Below are 9,692 nucleotides of genomic sequence, written 5' to 3'. Positions count from 1 at the left end.
GGCAATTGCGCCACTATATGTACGGTGAACTCATGGCATTGGGTCGGATGGTTGAACATTACCGCTGGAAGTTCAGCTCCTGACTTCCGACATTTTTTCGTATAAGTCATTGATATTATTATGCCTTGGTTGCCAAAAGGCACTACACGGACTTTTTTCGCCAGCGATTGTTTCGGAGTGTTGAGGGAGCTCAGGCTTTGGTCTGGCCAGTTTTTCGGGTGCGCCCGGGGGGTATCTTGAAAGGGGCTTCGTTCCAGGTCAGGCCGACGCAGGTGAGGATGCGTCTGGCATCGACCGTGGCATGGCTTGGCATGCCGTAGCGGTCAGGGGTGCCTTTGTGGCGCAGGATCGAGAGCTGCAATGCGTTCAACTCGTTGCGGATACGAGCCGGGCTCATCGGGTGTCCGAGCAGGTCCAGATGCTTGCGCAGGTGCTGCAGGCAGCAGAAGGCCATGTAGCAGATGGCGATATGGGCCCGGACCCGACGCGGCGACCAGTGATAGATGGGCCGGATTTTCAGATCGTGCTTGTTGGTGCGGAAGCAGGCTTCGATCTCCCACAACTGGTGATAGCGGGCAATGACGTCCTGTGCCTCCAGTTCGTCCGCACCATGAACAACAATGGCATGCAGCCCGTCCCATTGTGCCGCTGCCTTGATCTTTGCATCATCCAGCGTGACGTCCCCGCTGTCGGGGAAGGCCAGGAAGCGGCCATATCCCCGGCTGCTGAAGCTGCCGGGTTTGCGAGAGCGCTTGAGCTTCTTGTGCAGCTTTTCGATTGCCTTGTCGCGCTTGTGGGCATCATTGCGTGCCCGGGTGGGTGACCAGGTCACAATGACCCGCGCTCCCTCCTGGTCGATCACCTTGTACCAGCCCTTCTCGGTTGCCTCTTCAGAACCGTGTCCAGCCCAAGGCTGGCGTCCCTCCGGGCTCAAAATGTTCGCCTTCACGGCGGCCGGGGCGGACTTCATGCGATAGCCGAGGATGTAGGGCAGACCCTTGTTCTGCAACATCTGCTGGTTGTCCTTGCTGAGCATGGCGGCATCGGCCACGAACGTGACCCTGGCCACGTCGAAGCGTCCCTCCAACGCCTTCAGCGCAGCTTCCAGCGTATGACCTTCCCAGGTGTTTCCCGGGAAGAGTTCATAGCCCACAGGCAGCCCATCGGAGGTGACGATCAGCGCCAGCATGACCTGAGCGCGGTGATGCTTGCCATCCTTGCTGAAGCCCTTGGCCAGAAGATGATCCTGCTCGACCCCGTCCGCATCCTCGGCCGGGTCCTCGCGCTCGGTGTCAAAGGCCAGGGTCGTGCAATCGTAGAACAGCACGGTCACTGGCCCGCCCAGCAACTTCTCTGCCGCCGCGTGAGAGGTTTTGCAAATCCCGTCTATCACCGGCGTATTGATGTAATCCATGCTCCGATAGACCACGTCCAGATTGAGCGTGATGCCTGCCTGGTTCTCCAACGCCTCCACGGTCGCGCGCTTGCTCTCGGGCTGTGCGATCCGCGCCATAACCAGCTCTTTCACAATGCGATTGGCACTTTTACGCGCCGCCCCCAGAAGGGCCCCCCAACCCAGTTGGTCATACATCGTCCCCATGACATCCCGCAGACCCAGAGAGACCCGCGCCTCCTCACGGCACTCGGCAAGATCAACGCCAAGCTTGTCCGGCCGCGGAGCGCGGCGCACCAGCGCCTGCAGATCGGCATATTCCGTGGGCGTGAACAGTTCCATTTGCGGCGAGCGATCAATGCGTAATTGCTCCATCAAGCGGCCCGCCAGACGCTTGATATCCTCAATCTCGCTGTCGTTATGGGCCACACCCACATGGCGCAGGATCTTCTGGCGTACCTTGGAGCCGGTGCGGACGGATTCAACGATCTGGATCCGTGTGCGGTTGAGCTTTGCGTCATGTTTGGTGCGGATGAACATGGGCGAAGAGGTTAGCCATCTGAAGGCCCATGTCAATACTTTTTATAATAATGGGGCACTACAACGCGCCTCTGAGCAACCACACCTGAAAACAAACCAAAAACCCAGTCAGATCAACAAAAAGGTCGGAAGTCAGGAAAAAATGTCGGAAGTCAGGAAACTATGAAATCGACCACATGAGAGAGTATTTCGACTTTCTCATTGCATCGTTAGAGGAGTTGGAAGAGGCTCGCCATATCCTGCAAGTTAGCAAACTAAACAAAACCAAATACTCGCAGGAGCAGATAGATGCCGCGCTTGCAGTTTATGATAGAAGCTACCCTTTTGACTTCAGTGACTACGAAGAAGTTCCACAGTGCTCGAGGAGTCCGCTAGACAAACTAAGAGAGGCGTTGGCATTCGAGCTCAACAGGCTCGATTCTGTATTCAGCAAGCGTTGGTTTGAGTTCAAAATACTGGACGAGCTAGCTGGGTTTAAAAGTTATGTTCATGATGGTTCAAGGGATAGCGAGCTGAGCAAAGCCTTAGCTGGGCAATTGCGCCACTATATGTACGGTGAACTCATGGCATTGGGTCGGATGGTTGAACATTACCGCTGGAAGTTCAGCTACGAGGATGCAGCAATAACAGGAATGCAGTCGGCCAATATTCGAAAAAAGGCAGGTGACGCAGGTGCGCGCGCGTCTCGGGAACGCAGGTTGGCCAACCTGGAAGTGCTGTTGCAAGAGATCGAGAAACTGGGAAGTGCCGTTGGTCTCATCAGCGAAGATCGCATTGTGGCTGAGGCTTTTGAACGTGCGCGCAAACAAAACCCTCAAATGCCTAAGTCCAGTAAAACGGCGGAAAACTACCTTACTACTCTGAGATCTGAAGTCCCATTCAAATCAAGGTATGATGCTGTTTTCAAGAAAAACGCCTAAGTGTTTTCTCACTTCTGGAAGACGCTTAAGCGCCGGAAAAAGTCTGGTGACACTTTGGCAAAGCTGCCCATAATTAGGAGCCATCGCAACTGATCCAAGAGGATTTCAACGATGGCAAACGTCTTCAATGACGACCGGGTCTATTTCCCAGACGACCCTGAAATGCAATTGCTGGGAAACCGTGAGAAACTGGCTCAATGGCGCCACCGCATGTGTGGTCCGGCCTTTATCCGCATCGGACGGAGGATCGCGTGTTACACGCGGATCTGAACGCCTGGCTTGCGGCGCGGCGCACCGATCCCAACAACGAGGCTGCATAATGAAAAACCCCAACTCCAAGCGCGGAGATGGGGCTTTTCCAGTGACATCAACTGCCACCCTAGCAAGTCTAGTTGATGCCACAGGATGCCCCGCGCCGACAAGACAAAACGAGCGCCGGTACTACTGGTCGCCCCTGAGCCATTCGGTTGAACGGGTGATCGTACGGAAAGGAAGGATCGAGCATGGCTGATATGTCCCTTTCCAAGTCGATCAATACCTCACACGACAGGTGGCTAGACACATGCTCGCTTCCCCGAACTGATCATCGAGAAACCGCTGACAACTACAGCGGCGAGCTCTTGCGCCATGGTGTCTACCGCATCGCCGTATGTCGGGACGGCGTCCGATGGCTGTTTCAGCGCCAGAGCCCCCAATTTCCCGCTGGGGGAGCAGCATGGGACACGCTAGGGTACTGTGTGTCCAAATCCGGCCTAACCCGGCTCGTCCGGGCGCACATCGGTTGTGACGTTCCTGAACTGAATGTATTGCCCGCGCATTTCCAGCAGAGGTGTCGCGATGAGTAGGCGTCGATCTCCTAAGGGCAAACGGTCGGTTGAGGGCCAATATGTTCCTCTGCCTGTCAATCGGCATTGAATAATGACCCCCCATCGGCGTCCAAATTTGACCCCCCTTGGAGCTAAGAGGGGCGTTGAGGGGGTCGTGTTTAGGTTGATTCAGGAGGGGGTGGACAGCAGGTCAAACCGAAAAGAGAGCGTAGCTCGACTGAAGGTTTGACCTGCTGTCTGTTTTGAATTTATTCCCCGATTTCGAGGTTAGTCGCGGTGGTTAATTCGCCAGCTTTCGTTCCCGGTTTCGATGATATCGCAATGGTGTGTCAGTCGATCCAGGAGAGCAGTGGTCATTTTGGCATCTGTGAACACACTCGGCCATTCAGCAAATGCGAGGTTGGTTGTTAGCAGAATAGACGTTCGCTCGTACAGTTTGCTGATGAGATGGAAGAGTAATCGTCCACCAGACTCTGCGAACGGCAGATAACCGAGTTCGTCTATAATCACGAGGTCGACGCGGATCAGCTGCTCGCTGAGCCGCCCGGCGTTGCCTTCGCGATGTTCAGCCTCCAGCTTGTTCGCGAGATCCACAGCGCTGAAGAACCTGACCCGCCGGCGGTTATTGACCGCGTGGCCCCCGATCGCTGTTGCGAGATGCGTTTTGCCCGATCCGGTTCCACCGACCAGCACGCCATTCCTGGCCTGGTCCATAAAATCGCCGTCATGAAGATTGCGCACGACTTCCTCGTTGACGGGGCTGACCGTGAAGTCGAACTCAGGTAAGGACTTGCAGACCGGGAACTTTGCGGCACCCATCTGATACCGGATCGAGCGCGCAGTCTTTTCGGCCAGTTCGGCCGTGAGGAGTTCGGCCACGACCTGTTGGGGCCGCCAGTTGTTTTTGGCTGCGGCCTGCATCACTTCGTCAAAGCAGTTGACGATGCCTGGCAACTTCAGTTGACGGGCAAGTTCGAGAATTTCCTTACGCAGTTGCATGGGAGCCTCCAAGCCTGTCATAGCGAGCGCAATCCGCGATCGGTGCCATTTTCAGCTGCAGGTGGGCAGGCGGCTCAATCGCCTTTGGCGGCGGGGGATTGGTGCGCCGAGAGACAATGTTCAGGATCGCATCGGCCTTGCGCAGGCCAGATTTTAGAGCTTCTTCGCAGGCAGCCTCGACCACATCAATGTCGTGCTGGTAAGCAGCGAAAAGAATATCGGCAAGTTGCCGGTCTCCGTCGGATGTGCCCCGCAGATGGGTCCAGATCTGCGTCATTGCCGGTGGTAGGTCCCAGTCACGGAACGGTGCTCCATTGCGCAGAGCGCCAGGCTTGCGCTTGAGGACGGGCACATAGTGCCAAGGGTTGAAGATCGTTTTTCCTCGGCCGAAGCACCGTTCGTGCTCTCCGACAATCTCACCGTCTTGGCGCAGGACAATCCGCGTGGCGTAGACCTGCAACTGGACCTGACGTCCAACAGCTCTTGCCTCAACGCTGTATTTGTTTCTTTCGAAGTTGATCAGGCAGGTTCGGCTCACGGCGACCGTCTTTTCACGGAACCCGACGAAGGGCTTCTGCAGATGCGTCAGCAGCGGCTTTTCCTGCTGGAACTCCTCCCAGACCGTCACCTCCAGGTTTTCCGGATGCCGCAGTTCTTTTGCGCGTTTGATCGCGTCTTTTTGCAGCCGGGCATTCAATTCATCGAAGTCGGCCACCTCCAGACGCGGTGTAAAACTATAGGCGCGGCTCTCCTTGACCAGATTCTCAACCTGACCCTTCTCCCAACCGGCCGCGCGCGTACAGGCGATCGGGTTCACCAGATGATGAGAACACATCCGGGAGAATGCCTTGTTGAACTTTCTTTCCTTGCCCGACAGGATCGCATCGACGGCGGTCGTCATGTTATCGTAGATCCCGTTGATGCAGCCTCCACCAAAGAATTTGAAGGCCTCGTCGTGGGCATCAAAGACCATCTCCTGCGTCTCGCGCGGATAGGCAATGGAGAATGGCATGCGGCTATGGCAAAGTTTGAAATGGGCAACCTTCACGGTCGTGAGTGCACCGTCCATCAAAACCGTCTCCACACTCCAGTCGAACTGGTACGCCTCCCCAGGATCAAAGATCAGCGGGATGAACGCCTGCGCCTGTTGTCGGCCGTGCGCAATGCGCCAATTCTTTGTGTAGCGTCGAACACTGTCATACCCGCCGCCAAAACCATCATCGGAGAGTTCCTTCCAGATTTTGGTCATCCGCTTGCGGTGTTTCTTCGGAAGCGCCTCGTTCTCCTCAAGCGTTTCATCCAGACGCGCGCGCCAAGGCCCGAGCACCGGGTATGGCTGCGATTTGCGCTCATATTTGAACTCCGTCACTCCCGATCGGATTATCTTTCGAACCGTTGCACGGCTCAAATTGAGCGAACGGCAAATTTCCTTGATGCTCTTTTTTTCGATCAGGTGTAAGCGACGCACTTTTCTAATAGTTTCCACGCAAATCATCCCGCTTGCCTCTCCATCGACTGCTCAATGAAAAGGATGTCTACAACCATAGGGAGGGGTCAAATTTGGACGCTTTTCTACACTTCTGGCCGCTGGGGTTTTCGCCTATTTCTTCTGGCGGTCCCGCACGTCCTCGCTGACGCGCGACTGTCGCTGGCGACAGCATCGAGACGAAGATCTGTGGGTTTGCGCCTTCTGTGGCGCGACATCAGACGGTTCAGATCGTCCTTCGAAATGTCTGCGACAAACAATCGGCAAATAGAAATCGGGCCGAGACATGCTCGGCCCGTTTCACTCTATGCTGCGTCCGGGAAGGCCGCTTGCAGTGCGATCTCGACCATGTCGCCAAAGCTGCGCTCCCGCTCAGATGAGGGCAGGGCCTCGCCCGTTAGCAGGTGATCCGAGACGGTCAGAACCGCAAGTGCCCGGCATTTGTGTCTGGCGGCGAGGATATAAAGCTCGGCCGTTTCCATCTCGACCCCCAGAATGCCGTGACGCACCATCTGTTCGTTCAGATCGGGGCGCTCATCATAGAACACATCGGACGAATAGATCCCGCCAACATGGGTTGGTGTTCCCTTGGCTGCTGCGGCATTGGCCGCGGCCTGCAAAAGATTCCAATCGGCGCAAGGGGCAAAGTTCAGTTCCTTCATGATGCCCCGGGACGGCGTGCTGAGCGTGGTCGATGTCATGGCCAGAATAACATCGCGGACATTGACGCTGTCCTGCATACCACCGCAGGAGCCGATGCGGATCAGTGTCTTCGCACCGAAATCCCGGATCAATTCGTTCACGTAAATGGAAAGTGAGGGCATCCCCATGCCGCTGCCCTGAATGGTGACAGGGTTTCCTTTCCACGTACCGGTAAACCCGAGCATACCGCGCACGTCATTGACCAACCTAACGTCGTCCAAAAACGTTTCCGCCGCCCACTTCGCCCGATAGGGATCTCCGGGCAAAAGAACGGTTTCTGCGATGTCACCTTTTTCTGCGCCAATGTGGATTGTCATTTCTGAAACGACCTCAAATTTAGATTTCCAACTCGGCGATATCGGTGCCGGAATTCAGCGCGTCATGGACCCATTGAGGCTTGCGTCCACGGCCTGTCCAGGTTTGTTCCGGTGCGTTTGGGTTGCGGTATTTCGCTTTTGATTTCTGAAGCTTGGTGCCTTTTGGCGCGGTGTCCGAAAGCTCGGATAAGGAAAACCCGAATTCGGCTGCAGCTTTTTCGGCAGCTTCCAGTGCGGCTTTACGCTCGCGCTTTTCAGCATTTACCAGGGCTTTATCGATATCGTCGCGCAATTGCAGAAGTTCATTGCGTGACATGCTTTCAAGCTCAAGTCCCATTATTTTTCCTCTTTCAGGCGTGATTGGTTACGGTTGAAAAATACAAGCCGTATTTTCACACGCCGATATATGCTATTCCCTTAATTTCGGGAATAGTCATCAAGAGTTTTTCAAAACGGGTTGTTATTCGGCGGCGATTTCCTGCGGATCCACCAAGGCGACGATGTCGCCCATGATTGCGTTTAACTCGAAATTCTTGGGCGTGTAGATTCTGGCGACGCCCATGTTCTTCAAAGCTTCTGCATCATCATCCGGAATAATCCCGCCTACAATGACAGGCACATGCGACAGGCCTGCCTGTTTCAGGCGGGTCATTACATCTTCGACCAGAGGCAGATGACTGCCAGATAGGATCGACAAACCGATCACGTGGGCATCATCCTCGGACGCGGCTGAGACGATTTCTTCTGGCGTCAGGCGAATGCCCTCATAGCTGATATCCATCCCGCAGTCGCGGGCGCGGAAGGCAATCTGCTCGGCGCCGTTCGAATGGCCATCCAAACCCGGCTTGCCGACCAGGAATTTCAAACGACGCCCCAACCGGTCACTGACTGCATCGACCGAGGCGCGCAGGTCCTCCAGCCCTTCGGTCTTGTTCGAGACCGAACCGGACACGCCGGTCGGGCCACGATAGGTGCCGTAGACCTTGCGCATTTCCTCGGCCCATTCACCCGTAGTTGCACCGGCCTTGGCCGCAGCAATCGAGGGCTCCATGACATTCGCCCCGGTTTGCGCCGCCTCGCGCAGAGCACCTAGAGCGGCAGCCACGGCTACCTCATCACGTTCGGCCCGCCATTCGTTCAGACGATTGATCTGCTCCTGCTCGACCGCAGGGTCCACGACCATGATGCCGCCATCCTCGGTTTGCAGAGGCGAGGGTTCACCATCGACCCATTTGTTCACACCGACCACAACGGTCTCGTTCCGTTCAATGCGGTTCAGGCGTTCTGCATTGGAGTCCACCAGTCGGGATTTCATGTATTCGATCGAGGCCACGGCACCGCCCATGGAGTCGAGATTGGCCAACTCAGCGCGCGCGCCTTCTTTGAGTTCTTCGACCTTGGCATCTACCGCCGGGTTCCCGTCAAACAGGTCTCCGTATTCCAGCAGGTCCGTTTCATAGGCCAGAATCTGCTGCATGCGCATCGACCACTGCTGGTCCCACGGACGGGGCAGGCCCAAAGCCTCATTCCAGGCGGGCAATTGAACGGCACGGGCGCGCGCCTTTTTCGACAGGGTCACGGCCAGCATCTCAATCAGGATGCGGTAGACGTTGTTTTCCGGCTGCTGTTCGGTCAGCCCAAGCGAGTTCACCTGAACGCCATAGCGGAATCTGCGGAACTTGGGGTTCTCAACACCATAGCGTTGTTGAAGTATTTCATCCCAAAGATCGACGAAAGCCCGCATTTTACACATTTCGGTAACAAAGCGGATACCAGCATTCACGAAGAAGGAAATGCGCCCACACAGGGCAGGGAAGTCCTCGGATGGGACGCGCGGGCGCAGCTCATCCAGCACCGCGATGGCTGTGGCGAGTGCGTAGGCCAGTTCCTGTTCCGGTGTCGCACCGGCCTCTTGTAGGTGATAGGAACACACGTTCATCGGGTTCCATTTCGGCACGTTGGTATAGCAATACTCGGCCACGTCCGCGATCATCTTCAGCGACGGCTTGGGCGGGCAGACATAGGTGCCGCGGCTGAGATACTCCTTGATCAAGTCATTCTGAACGGTGCCCTGCAGCTTTGAGACATCCGCGCCCTGTTCCTCGGCCACGGCGATGTAAAGCGCCAGCAGCCACGGGGCCGTCGCGTTGATCGTCATCGAGGTGTTCATCTGCTCCAGCGGGATCTGATCAAACAGGACCCGCATATCGCCCAGATGGCAGATCGGCACACCCACTTTGCCGACCTCACCCCGCGCCAGTGTGTGGTCGCTGTCATAGCCAGTTTGAGTCGGCAGATCGAATGCCACCGACAGGCCAGTCTGACCTTTGGCCAAATTGCCGCGATACAGCGCGTTCGAGGCTTTGGCGGTGGAATGACCGGCATAGGTTCGGATCAGCCAGGGGCGGTCTTTCTGCATCTGCGTCATGGGCGGGCCTCGTGTTTCGGTGAGCAACAAAATTACGTCTACGGGCTCTAAATCGCAATTTTCAGGCATTGTCAATTCGC

General features: G+C 56.1%; 9 protein-coding genes. 3 read left to right on the top strand and 6 right to left on the bottom strand.

Annotated elements, in window-relative coordinates:
* Nucleotides 1-190 precede the first annotated feature (190 nt).
* On the bottom strand, nucleotides 191-1,933 hold the full coding sequence (locus tag ACOERD_RS09885) for an IS1634 family transposase (RefSeq protein WP_419737624.1): 1,743 nt from the start codon (nucleotides 1,931-1,933) through the stop codon (nucleotides 191-193).
* Between ACOERD_RS09885 and ACOERD_RS09880 the strand changes: the two genes are divergently transcribed.
* From ACOERD_RS09880 to ACOERD_RS09870, 3 genes are all read left to right on the top strand, one after another.
* Nucleotides 1,926-2,099 (top strand): hypothetical protein, encoded by a 174-nt coding sequence (locus ACOERD_RS09880; protein ID WP_419738898.1) that lies wholly within the window; start codon nucleotides 1,926-1,928, stop codon nucleotides 2,097-2,099. The genes ACOERD_RS09885 and ACOERD_RS09880 overlap by 8 nt on opposite strands.
* Nucleotides 2,100-2,109: 10 nt before the next feature.
* Nucleotides 2,110-2,853: a hypothetical protein gene (locus ACOERD_RS09875; RefSeq protein ID WP_419738897.1), complete on the top strand. Its 744-nt coding sequence runs from the start codon at nucleotides 2,110-2,112 to the stop codon at nucleotides 2,851-2,853.
* A gap of 197 nt (nucleotides 2,854-3,050) precedes the next feature.
* Nucleotides 3,051-3,173 (top strand): hypothetical protein, encoded by a 123-nt coding sequence (locus ACOERD_RS09870; protein ID WP_419738896.1) that lies wholly within the window; start codon nucleotides 3,051-3,053, stop codon nucleotides 3,171-3,173.
* 774 nt (nucleotides 3,174-3,947) lie between these two features.
* On the opposite strand, the gene istB is transcribed toward ACOERD_RS09870, so the two are convergent.
* The 5 genes from istB to ACOERD_RS09845 form a co-directional block, all read right to left on the bottom strand.
* The gene (istB, locus tag ACOERD_RS09865) at nucleotides 3,948-4,679 is read right to left on the bottom strand and encodes an IS21-like element helper ATPase IstB (RefSeq protein WP_419737606.1); all 732 of its coding nucleotides are present in this window, start codon (nucleotides 4,677-4,679) and stop codon (nucleotides 3,948-3,950) included.
* Nucleotides 4,666-6,174, bottom strand: coding sequence for an IS21 family transposase (istA, locus tag ACOERD_RS09860; RefSeq protein ID WP_419737605.1), 1,509 nt, complete (start codon nucleotides 6,172-6,174; stop codon nucleotides 4,666-4,668). Before istA ends, istB begins: the two co-directional genes overlap by 14 nt.
* A gap of 296 nt (nucleotides 6,175-6,470) precedes the next feature.
* Nucleotides 6,471-7,184, bottom strand: a complete 714-nt coding sequence (deoD, locus tag ACOERD_RS09855; protein WP_419738895.1) for a purine-nucleoside phosphorylase — start codon at nucleotides 7,182-7,184, stop codon at nucleotides 6,471-6,473.
* Between the two features lie 19 nt (nucleotides 7,185-7,203).
* Entirely contained in the window at nucleotides 7,204-7,521 is a 318-nt protein-coding gene (locus tag ACOERD_RS09850) for an H-NS family nucleoid-associated regulatory protein (RefSeq protein ID WP_419738894.1), read from the bottom strand.
* 123 nt (nucleotides 7,522-7,644) lie between these two features.
* Nucleotides 7,645-9,612 (bottom strand): methylmalonyl-CoA mutase family protein, encoded by a 1,968-nt coding sequence (locus ACOERD_RS09845; protein ID WP_419738893.1) that lies wholly within the window; start codon nucleotides 9,610-9,612, stop codon nucleotides 7,645-7,647.
* Nucleotides 9,613-9,692 lie beyond the last annotated feature (80 nt).

Source organism: Ruegeria sp., from assembly GCF_965199275.1.
Taxonomy (GTDB): Bacteria; Pseudomonadota; Alphaproteobacteria; order Rhodobacterales; family Rhodobacteraceae; genus Ruegeria.
Note: the sequence above shows the minus strand (reverse complement) of the source record. Positions and strands in the feature narration are given on the sequence as shown.

What these genes read in the sequence shown, in the direction of transcription:
- ACOERD_RS09850 (WP_419738894.1), bottom strand. Translation starts at nt 7,521, where the DNA reads ATGGGACTTGAGCTTGAAAGCATGTCACGCAATGAACTTCTGCAATTG.
- ACOERD_RS09845 (WP_419738893.1), bottom strand. Translation starts at nt 9,612, where the DNA reads ATGACGCAGATGCAGAAAGACCGCCCCTGGCTGATCCGAACCTATGCC.
- istA (WP_419737605.1), bottom strand. Translation starts at nt 6,174, where the DNA reads ATGATTTGCGTGGAAACTATTAGAAAAGTGCGTCGCTTACACCTGATC.
- ACOERD_RS09870 (WP_419738896.1), top strand. Translation starts at nt 3,051, where the DNA reads ATGGCGCCACCGCATGTGTGGTCCGGCCTTTATCCGCATCGGACGGAG.
- ACOERD_RS09885 (WP_419737624.1), bottom strand. Translation starts at nt 1,933, where the DNA reads ATGTTCATCCGCACCAAACATGACGCAAAGCTCAACCGCACACGGATC.
- deoD (WP_419738895.1), bottom strand. Translation starts at nt 7,184, where the DNA reads ATGACAATCCACATTGGCGCAGAAAAAGGTGACATCGCAGAAACCGTT.
- istB (WP_419737606.1), bottom strand. Translation starts at nt 4,679, where the DNA reads ATGCAACTGCGTAAGGAAATTCTCGAACTTGCCCGTCAACTGAAGTTG.
- ACOERD_RS09875 (WP_419738897.1), top strand. Translation starts at nt 2,110, where the DNA reads ATGAGAGAGTATTTCGACTTTCTCATTGCATCGTTAGAGGAGTTGGAA.
- ACOERD_RS09880 (WP_419738898.1), top strand. Translation starts at nt 1,926, where the DNA reads ATGAACATGGGCGAAGAGGTTAGCCATCTGAAGGCCCATGTCAATACT.